This is a genomic window from Paenibacillus sp. CCS19 (assembly GCF_033239625.1).
Taxonomy (GTDB): domain Bacteria; phylum Bacillota; class Bacilli; order Paenibacillales; family Paenibacillaceae; genus Paenibacillus_T.
Map to the genome: position 1 here is coordinate 20,909 of NZ_BTCK01000033.1, position 18,156 is coordinate 39,064.

The 18,156-nt window shown below is 50.2% G+C and carries 16 protein-coding genes and 1 riboswitch; of the genes, 15 read left to right on the forward strand and 1 reads right to left on the reverse strand.

The window, feature by feature from the left end; genetic code table 11:
- The first annotated feature begins 124 nt into the window (after positions 1–124).
- From SBI19_RS20405 to SBI19_RS20445, 9 genes are all read left to right on the forward strand, one after another.
- Positions 125–385, forward strand: a complete 261-nt coding sequence (locus tag SBI19_RS20405; protein ID WP_317971358.1) for an aspartyl-phosphate phosphatase Spo0E family protein — start codon at positions 125–127, stop codon at positions 383–385.
- A gap of 121 nt (positions 386–506) precedes the next feature.
- Positions 507–1,058, forward strand: a complete 552-nt coding sequence (locus tag SBI19_RS20410; protein ID WP_317971359.1) for a hypothetical protein — start codon at positions 507–509, stop codon at positions 1,056–1,058.
- A complete protein-coding gene (locus tag SBI19_RS20415) occupies positions 1,055–1,633 on the forward strand; it encodes a cob(I)yrinic acid a,c-diamide adenosyltransferase (protein ID WP_317971360.1) in 579 nt (192 codons plus the stop codon). Before SBI19_RS20410 ends, SBI19_RS20415 begins: the two co-directional genes overlap by 4 nt.
- Entirely contained in the window at positions 1,630–2,574 is a 945-nt protein-coding gene (locus SBI19_RS20420; RefSeq protein WP_317971361.1) for an RluA family pseudouridine synthase, read from the forward strand. Before SBI19_RS20415 ends, SBI19_RS20420 begins: the two co-directional genes overlap by 4 nt.
- Before the next feature lie 3 nt (positions 2,575–2,577).
- Positions 2,578–2,949, forward strand: coding sequence for an arsenate reductase family protein (locus tag SBI19_RS20425; RefSeq protein ID WP_317971362.1), 372 nt, complete (start codon positions 2,578–2,580; stop codon positions 2,947–2,949).
- Between the two features lie 5 nt (positions 2,950–2,954).
- Positions 2,955–4,169, forward strand: coding sequence for an aminotransferase class I/II-fold pyridoxal phosphate-dependent enzyme (locus tag SBI19_RS20430; RefSeq protein WP_317971363.1), 1,215 nt, complete (start codon positions 2,955–2,957; stop codon positions 4,167–4,169).
- Positions 4,170–4,816: 647 nt separating this feature from the next.
- Entirely contained in the window at positions 4,817–5,671 is an 855-nt protein-coding gene (locus SBI19_RS20435) for a 5'-3' exonuclease (RefSeq protein WP_317971402.1), read from the forward strand.
- 380 nt (positions 5,672–6,051) lie between these two features.
- On the forward strand, positions 6,052–6,357 hold the full coding sequence (locus tag SBI19_RS20440) for a DUF4432 family protein (protein WP_317971364.1): 306 nt from the start codon (positions 6,052–6,054) through the stop codon (positions 6,355–6,357).
- Positions 6,358–6,559: 202 nt separating this feature from the next.
- On the forward strand, positions 6,560–8,989 hold the full coding sequence (locus tag SBI19_RS20445) for a hypothetical protein (RefSeq protein ID WP_317971365.1): 2,430 nt from the start codon (positions 6,560–6,562) through the stop codon (positions 8,987–8,989).
- 69 nt (positions 8,990–9,058) lie between these two features.
- On the opposite strand, the gene SBI19_RS20450 is transcribed toward SBI19_RS20445, so the two are convergent.
- On the reverse strand, positions 9,059–9,973 hold the full coding sequence (locus tag SBI19_RS20450) for a helix-turn-helix transcriptional regulator (protein ID WP_317971366.1): 915 nt from the start codon (positions 9,971–9,973) through the stop codon (positions 9,059–9,061).
- Between the two features lie 489 nt (positions 9,974–10,462).
- Here SBI19_RS20450 and SBI19_RS20455 point away from each other — a divergent pair, with 489 nt between their 5' ends.
- The 6 genes from SBI19_RS20455 (at position 10,463) to SBI19_RS20480 (ending at position 18,141) form a co-directional block, all read left to right on the forward strand.
- A complete protein-coding gene (locus tag SBI19_RS20455) occupies positions 10,463–11,878 on the forward strand; it encodes an ABC transporter substrate-binding protein (protein ID WP_317971367.1) in 1,416 nt (471 codons plus the stop codon).
- Between the two features lie 69 nt (positions 11,879–11,947).
- Positions 11,948–12,871, forward strand: a complete 924-nt coding sequence (locus SBI19_RS20460; protein WP_317971368.1) for a carbohydrate ABC transporter permease — start codon at positions 11,948–11,950, stop codon at positions 12,869–12,871.
- Positions 12,868–13,737, forward strand: a complete 870-nt coding sequence (locus SBI19_RS20465; RefSeq protein ID WP_317971369.1) for a carbohydrate ABC transporter permease — start codon at positions 12,868–12,870, stop codon at positions 13,735–13,737. Before SBI19_RS20460 ends, SBI19_RS20465 begins: the two co-directional genes overlap by 4 nt.
- A gap of 144 nt (positions 13,738–13,881) precedes the next feature.
- A riboswitch (Lysine riboswitch) is annotated at positions 13,882–14,062 on the forward strand.
- 150 nt (positions 14,063–14,212) lie between these two features.
- On the forward strand, positions 14,213–15,604 hold the full coding sequence (locus tag SBI19_RS20470) for an amino acid permease (RefSeq protein WP_317971403.1): 1,392 nt from the start codon (positions 14,213–14,215) through the stop codon (positions 15,602–15,604).
- Positions 15,605–15,691: 87 nt separating this feature from the next.
- A complete protein-coding gene (locus SBI19_RS20475; protein ID WP_317971370.1) occupies positions 15,692–16,861 on the forward strand; it encodes a phosphodiester glycosidase family protein in 1,170 nt (389 codons plus the stop codon).
- A gap of 299 nt (positions 16,862–17,160) precedes the next feature.
- Entirely contained in the window at positions 17,161–18,141 is a 981-nt protein-coding gene (locus tag SBI19_RS20480) for a Gfo/Idh/MocA family protein (RefSeq protein ID WP_317971371.1), read from the forward strand.
- The last annotated feature ends 15 nt before the right edge of the window (positions 18,142–18,156 follow it).

Genomic DNA, 18,156 nt, shown 5'->3' on the forward strand with positions numbered 1-18,156 from the left:
GGTTAACAGAAACCTTATAAATAACATAAATGTTGACTATCCATCCGATGATCTCTTTGATATAATTTAACAGTGGCTTTACAAATGCCTGTCAGATTATATTAGAGCCAAAGGAGGGAAAGCATTGACAGTAGCGGAGAAAGAGCTCTTGCAGTCAGATACGATGCTGATGCAATCCAGTCAACGCAGTCTACATTCGACGCGAAAGCTGCCCCTGACCTTACAGGTTCTAGAACAAGAGATATTGATACTGCGTAACGCGATGGAACGTATGTACAGGGAGCAGGCAACCTTTCAATCGGAGCTTGTGATCGATTTGAGCCGACAGCTCGATGTGAAGATCAATGAGTATATGCATTATTACTCGTGTAATTCAAGAGCTTAAGGTGTTACGGTTAGGCCTATATTTTTCGAATAATCGCCCCTTTTAGGGGCGTTTCTTTTTTTGGGGAGATAAAGGTTTATGGTATAGTATAGACAGTCTGACTTGGAGGGGAAACGAGTTGTTGAGAATGAAATGGATGACTAAATGGGGCGCAGCGCTTTCGACGATGCTGCTGACAGCTGTATTGCTGACTGGATGTGGGGACAAGGCGGATTTGTCCGTATTCTTGATTCCGGAGACGGGGATGCCGGATTCTGTGACACAAGCGATTAAGACGGATCTGCAGCAGAAGATGGGCGAGAAAACGGTTGAAGTATTCGGCAGCCCTATCTATAACGCGCAGAAGCTGATTGTTGAATATATTGCAGGAGAACACGGATTGCTCGTCATTCCGAAGAATGATTTTATCTCGATGATCGGCGAGGGCGGCGGACAACCGCTTGATGATTTGTTCAAGGCGGAAGATTATCCGGATGGCGTCATTACGGGTACGGTGCTCAAAGAAAACGATGAAGAAGTGCAGGAGAAGCATCTGTACGGCATTCCGGTTAAACAGGCGGCAATGTTCCAGAAGGCGGGTTTCGTGCCGGAAGACCTATTCATTATCATTCCGACGAATGCGCCAGATCTGACATTGTCTAAGCAAGCGATGAAAGGGATGGTCAATCCGTGAAGCTGTATACAAGAACAGGCGACAGCGGTTTAACGTCACTCAAGGGTGGCAGAGTACAAAAGGATGACCCGCATGTGGAAGCGTACGGGACGGTCGATGAGCTGAACAGCTTCGTTGGTATCGCGGCTGCGCAGGCGGCTGCGGCAGCCGCAACGCAAGCGCTTGCGGCTGAGCTTGTCGAAATTCAGCAGGAGCTGTTCGACTGCGGTTCTGATCTAGCATTTGCGGTTCCGGCGGAGCAGCACTATAAAGTAACGGCGGAGATGACGGAGCGGCTGGAGCAGTGGATCGATGCACATACGGATGCTGCGCCGCCGATTCAGCGATTTATTTTGCCAGGGGGAAGCGAACTGTCGGCTACGCTGCATGTGTGCCGGACGGTATGCAGACGTGCAGAGCGCCGCATTGTGACACTGTCTTCCGAGCATCCTATTCCTGCCGAGGCGCTGAAGTATATCAATCGTTTGTCCGACTATTTCTTCGCGGCTGCTCGTTCGGCTAATGCGCTGCTCGGCGTGCCGGATACCGAATATGTTCGCAGTGCGAACGTATTCAAGACGCGCGACAAATCATGAGCGAGCTCGATTATTACAAACCGCTGTCCGTAACGGCGACAGAACGAGAAGATGGGATGCAGGTGCGGACGATTCTCGAGCGCAAGCTGGGGGTCTCGCGCAAGCTGCTGTCTCGACTTAAGCTGACGGAGCTTGGCCTAACCGTTAATGGAGAACGCGTATATACCTCCGATCGTGTGCATACGGGCGATATCGTGACGATTCGGATGGAGAAAGAGCGATCCGACGATATTTTGCCCGAGCCGATGCCGCTTGATATCGTGTTCGAGGATGACGATCTATTGATCGTCAACAAGCCTGCTGGACTTATCGTACATCCAACGCATGGTCATTATACGGGGACGCTGGCGAACGGCGTCGTTCATTATTGGGCGGAGCGGGGCGAGATCGTTCGGTTTCGCCCGATTCACCGTCTGGACGAGCATACGTCTGGATTGGTCGTCATCGCGAAGACGCCGTATGTGCACCAGCAGCTGTCTGAGCAGCTGCAGGCCGATGAGATTGAGAAACGGTATTTGGCTTTCGTGCATAACAAGCCGGAACCGAATACCGGGACGGTCAACGGACCGATCGACCGGGATCCGGAGCGACCGCATCTCCGTATCGTAACGCCAGACGGATATGCCTCAGTGACTCATTATGAGACTGCGGCTGTGTATGGAGATGGGAAGGCATCTTGTGTTCGGCTTAAGCTGGAGACGGGTCGGACGCATCAAATTCGAGTACATATGAAGCATATCGGCTGTCCGCTCATTGGCGATGAAATGTATGGGCCCGATGGAGGGCTTGGCGAGGCGGACGAGGTGGCAGGCAGACAGGCGCTTCATGCCGAGTCGATCGCATTCACGCATCCGATTACGAGAGAGCGGATGAAATGGACAGCAGCGCTGCCGGACGATCTGCGGCGGCTTGAACTTTACCTTCAGGAAGGAAAGAGATAACGAATGAGTACGCGCGGTAAGCTTAAAATCTATATGTATGCCAAATGCGGCACATGCCGCTCGGCGATCAAATCGCTGCAGGCGAAAGGCTGGGAGCTTGATCAGCATGATCTGTTCGAGCAGGCTCCCGATCTGGAAGAGCTGCGGACAGTCATTGAGCGCAGCGGATTAGAGCTGAAGAAGTTCTTCAATACGTCTGGCGAAGTGTATAAGGAGCTTGGACTGAAGGATAAGCTGCCTGCAATGTCTGCGGAGGAGCAGCTGAAGCTTCTCGCGTCGAACGGACGGCTCGTGAAACGCCCGATCGTCACGGACGGTAAACGTGTGACGGTCGGCTTCAAGGAAGAGACGTATGAGCAGGAGTGGGGAGCGTAGGAGCGATGGCATATAAAAGCTGGCGATCCAGCAAGCTTGAACGGCTTGGCTCATCGATTTTCGCAGAGGTAGCGGCGTGGAAGGAAGAGGCTGCCCGCGGCGGGATGACCGTCATCGACCTAGGCATCGGCAGCCCTGACAGCCCGCCGACTGAAGCGGTACGCAAGGCACTGTCGGAAGCCGTGTTGAAGACGGACCGGTACGCGTATCCATCCTCGCAAGGAAGTTTGGCATTTCGCCAGCAAGCGGCACGATGGATGGATTGGCGGTTCGGCGTAACCGTTGATCCGCAAGATGAGATCGTAACGCTGATGGGTTCACAGGACGGGCTCGCCCATCTAGCGCTCGCGCTATGTGATGCTGGCGATCAAGTCGTCGTGCCAGACCCCGGCTACCCGATTTATTCGGCTGCTTTAGCGCTTGCAGGCGTAGAGCCGATATTGCTGCCGCTTCGAGCGGAGAACGGATTTATGCCGGATCTCGATGCTGTTCCCGTGCCGGTCTGGGAGAACGTGAAGTTCGTGCTGCTCGGCTATCCAGCTAATCCGATTACAGCGACGGCAGATGCGAGCTTCTTCGAGAAGATGGTCGCATTGGCGAAGCAGCATGGATTCCTGCTCGTGCATGATCTCGCCTATTCGGAGATGGGCTTCGATGGCGTGAAATCGATGAGCGTGCTGCAGATTGATGGCGCGAAAGACGTTGCGGTGGAGTTCCACTCCTTGTCCAAGAGCTTCAACATGGCGGGCTGCCGCATTGGATTCTTGGTCGGCAATTCGACTGCGGTCGGAGCGCTTCGCGAGCTGAAGGCGAATATCGACTACGGCGTATTCGGCGCTGTACAAGAAGCCGGTATTGTTGCGCTGGAAGAAGGTATGTCAGGTTCGATGGAGCCTGTCGGCAAGCTGTATGAACAGCGTCGTGATCGGTTCATTGAAGCGCTGGCAGCCGAGGGCTGGCACATCGAGAAGCCGAAGGCAACGATGTTCGTCTGGGCACCGCTGCCGCAGATGGACTGGTCGCTGGAAGATGGTGCGACTTGGGATTCACGTCGAATTTCCCGGGAAATGTTAATTCGTGTCGGCGTAGCGGTTATTCCTGGCGATGCGTTCGGCAGCGAAGGCGAAGGCTTCGTGCGCATTGCGCTCGTCGAGGAAGAGTCGAAGCTGCTCGAGGCGGCGCGACGGATCGGCGCGTTCATTCGCGGGGAGCAGATTTAGGTAATCCAGCTATTATTGCTTAATACAATTCTCTGATATACGATGGACATCAACTGAACCGGATAGAAACAAGCTTGAGCAAGCGGCGTAACAGACTTATGTAATCTCGTCGTAACGGACCACAGAAACCTTATGTGCTCTCGATGAAGATACGTATCGATGTAACGGACACAGTAGACCTTATTTGCCCAGTAGTAGTGCTGCAGCGTCATAGTCGGATTCAATAGCGTCGCTGTGGTCCGTTCGCGCGCAATGGTTAGACGTTACAGGGGAATAGCGTCATCAGAGTCTGTTAGCACATAATGCGAATGGATGGATTGCGAGCGAGGTGCAATAGATTACAATACAGACCAATTACATGATCGAGTGATGTCTCCTTTCTGACCCTCGAATAGTAAATATTGAAATATAGGCTTTGTCTTGACCCATTCGGTTGAGATAGAGCCTATTTGTTTTGCACAGCGTATCAATAGATTCAAACACAGGAAGTTGGTGAGTAATTCTCGGTTATTCTCGCCAATAGCAATTATTGCTTTCCTATCATCTTGGGGGACTTATAAATTGTAATGTGATAGAATATCGTTATAGAGGTAGTTCAAACAACGGAATGGAGAGGAAACGCATTGCAAACTGCGAATAAAGTGCTCATGGTCGACGGAATGGCCGTGTTGTTCCGTGCTTTCTACGCAACATCGTATACGGGTTATATTCGGAAGACGAGTGCTGGATTGCCAACGAATGCTGTGTACGGCTTCATCCAATATTTATTTGATGCAATCGATACATTCAAACCTACACATGTCGTGTGCTGCTGGGATATGGGAAGCAAAACTTTCCGGACGGAGCAGTACCCTGAATATAAAGGCAACCGCGGCGAACCGCCAGAGGAATTGATTCCGCAGTTCGATCTCGTGAAAGAGGTCGTGGCGGAAATGGGCATCCCGAACATCGGGCTCGTCGGCTATGAAGCGGACGATTGCATTGGCACGCTCGCAACGCGCCTTGGCGTAGAGCCGGATGTGGAAGTGCTGATTTTGACAGGTGACCATGATATGCTGCAGCTCGTAAGCGAGACGGTGAAGGTCGTCATCATGAAGAAGGGCAAGCTGAACTATGCGGTTTACGATCTTGCGCTGCTGCTTGAAGAGCGGCAGATCACGCCATTGCAGGTTATTGATATGAAAGGCTTCATGGGGGATACGAGCGATAACTACCCGGGCGTCAAAGGCATTGGCGAGAAATCGGCGCTTAAGCTCCTGCTCGAGTACGAATCGATTGAAGGCGTATTGAACAACTTGGAGAAGCTGCCGAAGGGCATTCGGACAAAGATCGAAACCGACATCGACATGCTGCATTTGTCGCGTGAACTCGCAACGATTCGTCTTGACGTTCCAGTCGCATGCGCGCTGGAGGAATGCGCTTGGGACTTGCAAATCGAATCCGCTACGCGCAAGTTCGAGGAGCTGGAATTCGGGTCGCTGGTGAAGCTGCTGCAGGCATAATATATATAATTGATGCGCTGAACGTAGGGGTTGAACTGCTAGTTAAGCAGTTCAACCCCTATTTTTTACGAATGATTAGGCCTGATTAGCGAATTACCTCCATTACCTCCTCCCGTCCAAGCTCCCTAGTGAACAATTCACGCAGATTGAAACGAACGCCTCCATTTATACCCTATTGGTTATTGTATCCTCCAATTCTATCGTCATATAATTGGTTTAATCGTTTAACAATTTCATAAGCTTTATTTGTTGTAAATTCAACGGGAGGGAACATAGTGGCGGCAGACAAGTGGAATCTTGAAAGCGGCGATTAAATCGTAAGGCTTCCGAATGGCAGATCGTTAGTTAAGCGGCGTTTTCTTGATCCAAGAGGCATTCCAATGACGGCAATCGAGTTGTCGAATGGGAGATTGTCATTTCATGTTCTACCTGAACGTGGGATGGACGTAGGTGAGATATCGTTAGAATCGGAGAGAATGAGTTGGGAACGAAGCGAAGATTACCTGCTGCATCCATCCAACGTTGATCTTCAAGCAGCAGGAGGAACAGGGTGGTTGAATGGTTTCTATGGAGCGGTTGCATCGATAGGGCCAGAACTGTTCGGTACGCCAGGAGAAGGGTTTACATTGCACAGGTCAGGCTCTTATTCTCTCCGTGCATCGAAGGTATTATTCGATCTGCTGTAAAGGTGAGAATCAATAAGTAATACATGAGAATTCATGATGAATATGTATATTAATCCAATAGTAATGATAGATGTCGTAATGTCTCGTCCAACTATCACGGTTTGTGCCAAATGATAGAAAATGCTTGATGGTTATTCTTTTACTGTGATAAGATGGAAGAATATAATCTAAACGTTTAGATCATTTTTGTAGGAGTGGGGAAATGAACATTTTACGTAATGATGAGTTTGAATTGCAGATTTCCTCTAACGGTACGTTGGAATCATTAGTCATGTCAGCCGATCCGGTCAAGATGAATTGGGTGATCGATGAGAACTACGTAAAGGAAGCGGGCTATGCCGAACAAGATAAACGTTTTGGCGAGTGGTTCGCTCATGTTGACGGTGAAATAATTGAAAGCGCTAACCTTAAAGCGAACATTGAACTTAACGACGATAGTTCTGCGACTGTAACGTATCAACACCAACGTTTCACTGTTCAATGCACGTATTCATTGACTCGGAATGGACAATGGGAGTGGATCATCGAATGCTCGAATCCGCAAGACCAATCCATTGCGGTAACGGGTTTCCACAGCTGGTTCTCCCTCTCCTATATCATGTTCAGAGATCAAGACGTGCTGCGTAATATGCAGCATTCATGTGCCTTATTTCCGCATATAGGAGGCGATTTCGCCAAGTTTGCTGCCATGCGGAGAAGCAATGTAGCACCGCATCTCGGTGTCTATTGTACTGGCGAATCCATTGCTGCGCTGGGTACCTATTGCAGCTACTTGAATCGTTTTCTTGAACAGGTGTCGCCTTCGTTGGATGGGATCCTGTACCATCGGATTTCATTCATTGAAGACGGAAGTTCACTTGAACAATCCGCAGTTCATGATTGGATCTATAGAGACGGGTATTCGTCGGTCACGATTCTTCCCGGAGAGGTAAAGCGATGGTCGTTTGTATTTGCAGCATTCAAGGATCAGGCGGATTTTTATAGGAAAAGCATTCAATATGGTCACCCGAACTGGACGTATTCGCCTGTCATTACGACGGAAGGGCAGTTCGTTGCAGAGGTTGAGCTGCCGGCTGGAACGGAATTAGAGTCGGTTCGGATGCTGACGTGGTCGTCGGAAGAGAATACGGTCGAAGACAATGACATTAGCGCGAGCTTCCAAGCCGCTTCGAGTGATAAGCCCAATGTATGGCAAGCGGTGCTGCCCATGCACACTGCCGGAGAGTATAAACTGGTCGCCAGTCTTACTAATGGGAGAACCGATTTGTTGGTAGGTAATGTCCTGGAGCCGATCAAGAATATGCTCGAAGCTAGAGCTGCGTGGCTTTGTGACAATTTCGCAGTCGATAATGATTCCCCAAGACCGTTCGCTTTCTTGCCTTTATCCAATCAAGGTGAGTCATTAGGGAAATTGACGTTTATTCTGATGAAAAATCTGTTGTCGCCTCCTAATCAAGAACAAGTAGCGAAGGTGGAATTATCCGCTGTTGCAGATGTAAGGGAGCATTGGTTTGTCGATTGTAATTTGATGCGTCCCAAACCGCTGTATGGATCGTTTTATCGCATCTATGATTTTGATTATGTCGGGCATCTGTTTTATTTGCTGTCTCGCATGGATGATTCACTATTAAAAATGTACAAATCGGAAACGTATCTGACATGGGCGGCAGAAGTGATGTGCATGAGATTGAATCCTGACTGTCATATGGAGCAGCGGGAGAAAGAAGAGTCTCAGCTTGTCGGTGTATTCATCTTGTATATCCAAGACTTGTTATCGGATCTGCAAGAGCGGGGAATGGCCCAATGGCATAAACAGCTTCACCGGTTGTGGCTTCAATTTACGGAAGGATTAGCTCAAGGCTCGCAAGGGTACCAAGGTGCAGTCACGGAGCATTTCTATGACAATGCCGGGTTCGGACCTACCTGTCAGGCCTTATGCTTGGCGGGGTTGAAAGAAGAGGCGCAGCCTTACAGTGAACTTATTGCAGCTAATATTGGATTCAGCAATGATTACAGAGCCAATGCACCTGATCGCTGGTGGGAAGCCTTATCCTTCATGACGCATTCCTTATGGGGCGGGTTGGTAGCAGGAGCAGCTAGAGCCTCTTACGAATCGCTTGGCGATCCAAGATTGCTCGAGGCAGGCTATCGCGCAACGATGGCTGTATTTAATTGCTATGATTGGCATGTTCGTTCAACGGCACGTCGGCTTCTTCCAGGAGAAGCTGCGTCGACCTACAGCATTGCTGCTCCCAATCTCAACATGCCGGAGCTATCGAGAAACCGATTCGGCCAATCGATCTTTAAGAAATTAGACGATCCTTTGTTTAACAGCCTGTTTGCCAGCATTGACAGAGATGACTGGGATATGGGCGAAGAACTAGTTGCTTACCTCCTAGGATTCGGTACGACCACTTATCTTTACACAGACGATAAAGGTCGACTGCGGTGTGTGAACGGATTGCTGGAGCCTCAGGGTGACGGGTGGAAGGTAACCAGTTATGCAGCTTACCCAACTAGATTCGTCATGGTTGAGAAGGGGCTTGCGATCCGTGCGAATAAAGGAAAGCTCATGAAAAGTGTCCTGTTCGTGAGAGGACAATTCGTGCCAATCGATGTTTCCGTCAAATAAAGAAAGAAATAAAAACGCCGACTTGCATGCTGCTTAAGTCGGCGTTTTTAACGAAGCCAATCATTTCAACTACTGCGGCAGCGTTCTAGCCAATTCTTCTTGAACGACTAATTTGTTGCGGAAGCTAGTGGGAGAGAGCCCTTGTTTGTTGGTGAAGACAGACGAGAAATAAGGCGGATTGTTGAATCCAACCGCTTCAGCGATACGGGAAACGGACCAATCCGTCTGGAGAAGAAGTCTCTTGGCTTGCTCAATCCGATACTGCTGCAAGTAATCGATCGGGGTTAGACCATAAACTTTAAGCATGCATTTGGCCAAATAGTTGGGATGATAGTTGAAGGTAGCTTGAAGCATTGCATTCGTAATCTTAGAAGTGTAATTGTGGCGGATAAACAGCTCGATCTTCTCCGCAAGCCGAGTAGCCGTAGAATCGGACGATTGCTCCGCTTCATGAGCGATGCGCTGCAAGAATTGTTGGAATGCGGTTTGTTTCTTCCAATTACGCAAGGAGCGAGGATCGTGATCGAATGAGTTGAAGGAGATAAGATCGTCCATTGATTTGTCGGACAGTTTGAATTTCTTAGGGATGAAGATGGAGCAAGTCTCACAATGGTTAAGATAAGCTTCTTGTTTATGCTTCTCGAATAATTCGTTCTGATTATCCAAACATTCGTCCAGGCAAGCACGTTCATCCCACGCGCCAAAGGTTTGGAAGTGGATCCATGTGATATCCGTTTCTTCTTCGCAAGCAGCGGTACCGTAATGGTATCCATCCGGACGTAATATGATTGCCTCTCCGTCGTGCACGACCCACTCGTTGTCATTCTCGCCGATGTGGAGCCTTCCGCGATTAACGACGATAATATCGAATACGTTAATAGAAAATCGACTGACATGCCTTTCGCCGGGCAAAAACTTGTGTTTCCCACTGTCGATGAAATAAGGGATAGGGGGAGTTACAAAATGCAGTATCAGAGATGACATGATTTTGTTCCTCGCTTTGATTGGAATTTGATTAGGTAGGGTTAGATTCCGAGAGGTAGTACCTACATTATAGCATGTTCGACCTCAAAGAAATATTAGTAAGGCGGGGGAAATTTAGGGCGCAGAGGAAACGATAGATTGCTGATTCACTTGAGGGGAAAGACCACTCGATTTTTTTAAACGTTTTGCATTCTTTTCGTGCCAGAAGCTACATATTTATCATTAGGACTTCATGCCGTGGATAAAAATGCTTCAAGGAACTAGACGAAATGCCAGAAAAGGTTGAAATTCTTTATAATTAGGTTGGGATCTTATATTTGTTTTGGAGGAAACTCGTGGCAAAATGAAATTAAAGCGCTTTCCTAGACGACGAACGATTCAGACGACCAATGCTAAGGGGCTTTCATGGTTTTGGTGTTAAACGTTTAACTCGTAACGAGTCAAACGGTTGCATATAAACTAAGGTAATTTTGAAGGGAGAGCGGGTCAATGAATACAGGAAAGAAAATCGGGGCAGGTCTTCTCTCAGCCGCACTGGTACTCGGTGTTGTCGGCTGCGGGAACAACGAAGACAAAGAGACAAATACAACATCTAAGGGAACAGATGCGACTGCTAACACAACAACCGAAACGTCGTCTTCCAAGACAGAGAAGGTCAAAATCACTTATTCGATGTGGGGAAGCGCGGAAGAAGGCAGCGTAACGCAGGCGGTAGCGGATAAGTTCAATGCCTCCCAAGACAAAATCGAAGTAGAGGTCGTTGCGATTCCTTGGGAAACGTACATGACGAAGCTGAATACGCAGGCAACCGGCGGTCAATTGCCGGATACGGGCATGTTGAAAGAGGATGGCGTCATCCAGTGGTCCTCCGAAGGCATGTTGAATGATGTAAGCGCTATGTATGAAGGAAGCGACAGCAAACCATTGGACAGCTTGGCTTACAAATATCAAGGCAAAACGGTAGCCTATGCGGCCGCTAACGAAATCCTCCTTCTCTATTACAACAAAGACATGTTCGATAAAGCAGGCGTGGCTTATCCGCCATCCGTGCTGGATAAAGCTTGGACATGGGACGAATTCGTAGAAGCGGCTAAGAAGCTGACGAATGATAAGAACGGCAAGCATCCGGGCGAAGATGGCTTCGATTCTAACGGTATCGTTCAGTACGGCGCATCCGTGGAGAACCTGCCATGGCAGCTTGAAACTTGGACGCTCAGCAATGGCGGTGGTTTCTATTCCGCAGACGGTGCAGATGTGAGAGTCGGCGAAGATGCAAGCATCGAAGCGATTCAGAAGGTCGCGGATCTGTACCTGAAAGATCATGTCGCTCCGTTGTCCGTCGGCCAAACCGATGACGGCATTCAACGCACGATCATCGCAGGAACGGTTGCGATGGCGACCAATGGCGCGTGGAACGTGGGCACCAGCTTGAACACGGCCAAAGAAGAAGGTCTGAACTACGGCGTTGCCGTGCTGCCTTATATGAAAGAGAAAGTTACCCTCAATACAGGCGGCGCGAACGTAGTATTCTCCCAAACCAAGCACCCGAAAGAAGCAATGGAATGGCTGAAATGGTACAACTCCGAAGAAAACAACTGGGGACTCATCAGTTCGGGTATTTGGATGCCGACGCTGCAGAAGTGGTATACGGACGAAACGCTTACTCGCAAGTGGGTCGAAAATCCGAACTTCCCTCCGTACGAGGAATATAAGTCCGCAGTAGTCGATTACGCACAGTCTTCCGCTGCGAGACCTGCTTCCTGGTTCTTCACGAACTATACGACGGACTTCAACACCTTACTCGGATCTGTACTCGGCGATGTATGGACCGGCAAGACGACTGCGAAGGACGCGATTACGAAGAACCTCGACGCCTTGAAAGCGGCTCATACAGGCAACAAGTAAAAAGATAGGAAGGATGACCGCCGACCTTGAGGTGGCGGTCATCCTTTACACGTGAGGTGGGAGCGAGTAATGGAAACCATTAACAAACCGATGAAACGCCGTTCCCGTTACAATTCAAGCGAGGCACGCGTTGCTTATATTTGTTTGATTCCTGCTTTTCTTGGATTGTTTTTTCTGACGTACGCGCCGCTTGTCGGGGTACTAGGAATCAGCTTGACGAACTGGACGGGGTTGAAAAGCCCTGAATTCATCGGTTTCGATAATTATGTTCAGCTATTCACGAAAGATCCGTATATTAAGGACTCCATCATCGCGACGATCTACTTTGCCTTCCTATCCGTCATCGGAAGTATGGTGTATTCGTTCTTCGTCGCCATGCTGCTCAACCGGAAAATCCCTGCGAGAGGTTTGTTGAGAGCGATATTTTATGTACCGTTTGTTCTGCCAGCCGCTGCGATTTACGTTGGATGGTCTTGGCTGTATGAAGCGAATTTTGGATTCTTCAACTATCTCCTCTCCAAAGTCGGTTTGGACAAAGTGCTCTTCATCGCCGATTCCAGTTACGTTGTTCCTTCTCTCTCGTTAATTTCAGTCTGGCTGTCCGGTAACTTGATCGTCATTTTCTTGGCGGGGCTTCAGAACGTGCCGAGCGTCTACCACGAAGCAGCCGAAATGGACGGCGCAGGCGGATGGAAACGGTTCATCCATATTACGCTGCCCTCCATGTCGCCGATTATTTTCTACAACTTGCTTATGAGCTTGATCGCCAACCTTCAAGTCGTTACGCCAGCGCTTGCACTGACAAACGGTGGTCCTGGCAACTCCTCCCGATTCTTGACGTATCTGATGTACGATCAGGCATTTGTGAATTATAAGTTGGGCTACGCATGCGCGACTACCTTCGTTATTTTCGCTATACTGGCCGCCTTTACCGCCGTACTGTTCAAGACGTCCAATCGATGGATTTACAATGAAGGAGGCGACGACAAATGAGCGTAGTTGCATACGGCAGGCTTAGAAGCAGGAAACGTAAGGAACTAACGATGAACATCGTAACGTTTGTCGTCGTCGTTGTTTGCGCCGCCCTGGTACTCTTCCCGATCTGGTGGATATTCCGTACGTCGCTTATGACGAATGCCGAGATCTATCGTTATCCGCCATCCCTGACACCGGATAACTGGCTGTTCTCCAACTATGAGAAAACGCTGCAAGTGTTTAAGTTCTGGAAGTATTTGTGGAACACGATGCTTATTATCGTTCCCTCTTGTTTGGCGGGAACATTCACGGCTACATTGTGCGGATACGCCTTTGCGCGTTTGCGTTTTCGGGGGAAAAATTTGATCTGGGCACTCTGCGTCGGTTCGATGCTGCTTCCTGCCATGGTTACGCTCATTCCGTTGTACATCGGTTGGACGCGGGGCCTCGGTATCCATGACAGCTATCTGCCATTGATCCTTCCGTACTTTTGCGGCGGCGGCGCTTTCAATATCTTCCTCATCCGACAGTTCATGATGTCGATACCACGAGAACTCGATCAAGCGGCTACGATTGATGGCGCAGGTTACTTCCGCATTTTGTTCAGTATCATCATGCCTGCGATCAGACCTGCCATGATTGTCGTTGCGTTGTTTATCTTCATTGGTCTATGGAATGATTTGCTCCAACAAATGATTTACATAAACTCGTCCGATAAATACACGATTGCGCTCGGCTTAACGAATTTCCGGGGGCAATTAAAGAGTGACTGGTCGCTGACGATGGCCGCTACGTGTTTATCCTTTGCTCCAGGCGTTCTATTCTACTTAATCGGACAAAGGTATTTCGTAGAGGGAATTACGCTGACCGGCATGAAAGGGTAGTCCATAACGCTTATGAACAACAAGCACGCGATCCATGAAGATCGCGTGCTTGTTGTGATTCCAACCATTGCTATTGCATTCATGTTGGCAACTATTTAATATGGTTAATTGTTAACATAATTGAATATAAAACCTCATCATCCTTGATGGGGTAGAGGTCGCGATGTTGATGAGTATGTCGGAGAAGGTCCAGTATAGGCCGTTGATTCCGAAGGAAGGGCACCATCGCCGAAGCTGCACGGTTTACTGACCGCTGCTTGCTGGGGTCGTTCTCGAAAGAGACGGAACTGTCACGCCATAATCGGCGTGTTGCGCTATCTGTACAAGGAACTAGGGGAGTTATGGCTGCCTTGCCTGTTGTCCGAAGCGAGGCGGCTTTTTTGTGTTCACGGAAGTCATACTAATGAAAAATAAAGACAGGAGCGTTATCCACTTGAAAGAAAATAAACTTCGCAGAGGATTGAAGTCGCGACATATGTCGATGATCGCGCTTGGCGGCTCCATCGGAACGGGTCTGTTCCTCGCCAGCGGCGGCGCGATTCATTCCGCCGGTCCGGGCGGCGCTTTGCTGGCCTATGCGATTATTGGCATTATGGTCTATTTCTTAGTAACAAGCTTAGGGGAAATGGCGACGTATATGCCGGTGTCCGGTACGTTCAGCACCTACGCTTCTCGGTTCGTCGATCCATCGCTTGGGTTCGCGCTTGGCTGGAACTATTGGTATAACTGGGCGATTACGATTGCCGCCGAGCTGTCGGCGGCGACGTTGATCGTGAAGTTCTGGCTGCCGGACAGTCCATCTTTCTTATGGAGTGCATTATTTCTACTATTGATGGTTGGTCTTAACGTCTTGTCGGTCAAAGGATTCGGTGAATCGGAATATTGGTTCGCGATGATTAAGATCGTTACCGTGATCGTGTTTATCGGTATCGGTCTGCTCATGATTATCGGAATCTGGAACGGCAAGGCGACGGGGTTCAGCAACTTCACGACAGGCGATGCGCCAATCGCTGGCGGCTGGCTGGCTGTCCTTGGCGTCTGCATGGCAGCAGGCTTCTCTTTCCAAGGGACAGAGCTTGTAGGCATTGCTGCCGGCGAATCAGAGGATCCGAAGAAAAGCATTCCCCGTGCGATCCGCAGTGTATTCTGGCGCATCCTATTGTTCTACATCGTCGCTATTTTCGTCGTCGGGATGCTCATTCCGTATACGACCGATACGCTGGCTAGCGACAGCGTAGCTGCAAGTCCGTTTACGATTATTTTCGAGAGAGCGGGTCTTAGCATCGCAGCATCCGTTATGAACGCCGTTATTCTAAGCTCGGTGCTGTCTGCCGGCAACTCGGGCATGTATGCTTCTACCCGCATGTTGTGGGTGTTGGCGAAGGAAGGCAAGGCGCCGAAGGTGTTCGCTAAGCTGAACCGTAGAGGAATCCCCATCTATGCCCTCCTTGCCACAGCAGCGCTCGGCATGATTGCCTTCTTAGCTTCCTTCTTCGGTGAAGGACAGGTTTACATTTGGCTGCTTAACGCATCCGGCATGTCCGGATTTATCGCTTGGCTTGGCATCGCAATCAGCCATTATCGGTTCCGTCTAGCGTACGTCGCGCAGGGCAAACGCATCGAGGATCTGCCTTATCGTTCGTTATGGTTCCCATTCGGTCCGATTCTGGCGGGCATCATGTGTATCATCGTCATTCTTGGTCAGAGCATCAGCGCGTATTCGGATGGTCAAGTGGATTGGATGTTTATTCTCGCTTCCTACGTTGGCATTCCATTATTCCTCGCGTTGTGGCTGGGGTACAAGTGGAAGTATCGGACGAAGGTTATTAAGCTGGAGCATTGCGATCTGAGCACGTCGCAGGATTAATTGAGGAGTCATGCTCTTCATTATCGACTTCGCCTATCCGATTACAGATACGTACAGTTTCTGGATAGGATTAGGGAGATGAGAGAGATGTTGAACAAGAACGATTGGAAGCGAAGCGCCTTGCTACTGCTCGCTGCAGCGGTAGTAGCCGTTAGCGGCAATGGCGTTGCAGTGCGCGTGAATGCGGAAGCAGCGGCTGTCGATGGGACAAGTTCAGCACCGGCAGCGGCGAAGACGAATGACGACAGCGAGTCGAAGCTGAAAGTGTCATACGCTTCCGAGAAGCAGAAGGTGAAAGCTGGAGCACGCGTGTTTCTACGCGATAAAATAGCGGTAACCCAGCCTGCAATATTGTCTTATGCGATCGGCAATCCAACGATTGCCCGAGTGGAAACGAACGGTCTGGTGACGGGATTGAAACCAGGCACAACGAAGGTGACGATTACGGCGGAATCGCGGAGCGAGACGGTTCGCATAATGGTACCGATTGAAGTGACGGCTGCCGCGGCAGTCGCTGCTCCTAAGTATGCTGCGGTGAAAGTCATGGTCTCCGGGAACACCTATAACGTCCAGACCGTAACGGTTCCGAAGGGGACGCCGGTCACGGCAGGGCTGGCCAACAAGACGGTCGGACAAGTCCAGACGCTTCGCGGTATAGCGGCGGCATATCGCGCGGACGTTGCGGTGAACGGAACCTTTTTCTCCGCATACAGCGATCCGCCAGTTCCTTATGGCAACATTATCTCGAATGGCCGTGTGGCGCATATTAGCAACTTGGGGACGACGATCGGATTTCGCGCGGATGGCACAGCCGTGATGGATACGCTGCGCATTCGAACGACGACGAAGCTTATCGCTGGCAAAGAAGAGATTAGTCACGTGATGACGAACGATCAGGGCGAGCCGCTTAATTGGAGCGACGTCCATACGGCGATTGGGGCGGGGCCGCGACTTGTCGTTAACGGCGAAGTGAAGATCGATGCAGAGACGGAAGGCTTCCGCGATCCCAAAATATTAACCGGCGGCGGTGCCCGCAGCGGCATCGGCATTAAGAAAGACGGTTCGATTATCATTGCGACGATTCCTGGCGCAACGATGAAACAATGGGCCGCCGTCATGCTGAAGCTCGGCGCCTACCAAGCGATGAACCTTGATGGCGGGGCCTCATCGGGTCTGCTGTTGAAGGACAAGACGATAACGGCAGAAGGACGCCTGCTAAGCAATGCGCTCCTGTTCGGCAGCGGGCTGAAGTACTAAGATGCTCAGATTTTATCAATAGAATAATGCTAAAATACAAACGGTATTTCGCCTTGGAGCGGGATACCGTTTTGTTATTGCGGCAACGACGTTCGGAAGAGCTGCGTGGGAAGGCGAAATGATCAAGCCGATTACTATGAAAGAGATGCTGCGCGAGACATTGCCAGCTGCGGCTGCAGATTGTACGATTAGTTCAGGTTCCAGGCGAGAGTGCCAGGGGTTATGCTGCTTGGTCGGTGGCGCATGATATATTGGCGCAAATGCAATGAAGGATTGCACGACAGAAAGGTTGGATTTCAATGACGCTGCAGATAGGTTTAGTAGGTACAGGCTGGTTTGGCCGGATGCATGCAGAGAAGCTTGCTGCAATGGAGGGTGTTCAAGTCCGTGCATTTTGCGGTTCGAGCATCGAGAAGGCGGAGCAGGCCGCAAGATCTTATCGCGATGCTCGAAGCTATGATGCCATTACGAATATGCTGGATGACAACAAGCTGGATGCCGTCTATATTTGTACGCCTCCCTTCGCACACGGCGAGATTGAATTGGCGCTTGTCGAGCGAGGCATACCATTCTTGGTGGAGAAGCCGATCGGGATTGACGAAGAGACGCCTAACCGGATTCGTATAGAGATTGCTCGCAAGCAATTGATTACATCTGTCGGGTATCACTTCCGCTATATGGAAAGCACAGGCCGCGCGAAGGCGATGCTCGCAGACCGTACGCCGGTTATGGCGCAGGGACAATGGATGGGCGGGATGCCTGGCGTTTATTGGTGGCGTAACATGGCAACGTCCGGCGGACAGTTCGTCGAGCAGACGACGCATATTGTTGATATGATGCGCTATCTGCTCGGCGACGTTCATGAAGTGTATGCGGCATATGGCAATGTGCTCGCGGCGCAGCGCGAGGAAGGCGTTACGGTTCCGGACGTAGGAGCGGTTACAATGAAGCTCGCGAGCGGAGCGATAGCGACGATCAGCAATACGTGCGCCATCCGCGGCGGGGACCGTTCCGGTCTGCAAATTTACACCGATAAGGGCATGTTGGAAGTGACCGGCGAGGCGTTGATCGATTTCGAGGAAGGCAAACGAACGGAATACAAATCGCGCAGCAATCCTTATCAGTCGGAGAACGAAGCGTTCCTGCACGCGGTGCGGACAGGTGATACGTCTCGCATCTTATCTGACTATGAGGACGCATGGAAGACGCATCGCGTGACGATGGCTGCGAATGAATCCGCGAGGTCCGGTCTGCCGGTTAAGCTTCACGTAAGTCAGTAATAGGTGCGAAAAAAC

Excerpts from the sequence above, each read along its gene's own strand:
- SBI19_RS20420 (WP_317971361.1), top strand. The coding sequence starts at position 1,630 with ATGAGCGAGCTCGATTATTACAAACCGCTGTCCGTAACGGCGACAGAA.
- SBI19_RS20425 (WP_317971362.1), top strand. The coding sequence starts at position 2,578 with ATGAGTACGCGCGGTAAGCTTAAAATCTATATGTATGCCAAATGCGGC.
- SBI19_RS20430 (WP_317971363.1), top strand. The coding sequence starts at position 2,955 with ATGGCATATAAAAGCTGGCGATCCAGCAAGCTTGAACGGCTTGGCTCA.
- SBI19_RS20435 (WP_317971402.1), top strand. The coding sequence starts at position 4,817 with ATGGTCGACGGAATGGCCGTGTTGTTCCGTGCTTTCTACGCAACATCG.
- SBI19_RS20440 (WP_317971364.1), top strand. The coding sequence starts at position 6,052 with ATGACGGCAATCGAGTTGTCGAATGGGAGATTGTCATTTCATGTTCTA.
- SBI19_RS20445 (WP_317971365.1), top strand. The coding sequence starts at position 6,560 with ATGAACATTTTACGTAATGATGAGTTTGAATTGCAGATTTCCTCTAAC.
- SBI19_RS20450 (WP_317971366.1), bottom strand. The coding sequence starts at position 9,973 with ATGTCATCTCTGATACTGCATTTTGTAACTCCCCCTATCCCTTATTTC.
- SBI19_RS20455 (WP_317971367.1), top strand. The coding sequence starts at position 10,463 with ATGAATACAGGAAAGAAAATCGGGGCAGGTCTTCTCTCAGCCGCACTG.
- SBI19_RS20460 (WP_317971368.1), top strand. The coding sequence starts at position 11,948 with ATGGAAACCATTAACAAACCGATGAAACGCCGTTCCCGTTACAATTCA.
- SBI19_RS20465 (WP_317971369.1), top strand. The coding sequence starts at position 12,868 with ATGAGCGTAGTTGCATACGGCAGGCTTAGAAGCAGGAAACGTAAGGAA.
- SBI19_RS20470 (WP_317971403.1), top strand. The coding sequence starts at position 14,213 with ATGTCGATGATCGCGCTTGGCGGCTCCATCGGAACGGGTCTGTTCCTC.
- SBI19_RS20475 (WP_317971370.1), top strand. The coding sequence starts at position 15,692 with ATGTTGAACAAGAACGATTGGAAGCGAAGCGCCTTGCTACTGCTCGCT.
- SBI19_RS20480 (WP_317971371.1), top strand. The coding sequence starts at position 17,161 with ATGACGCTGCAGATAGGTTTAGTAGGTACAGGCTGGTTTGGCCGGATG.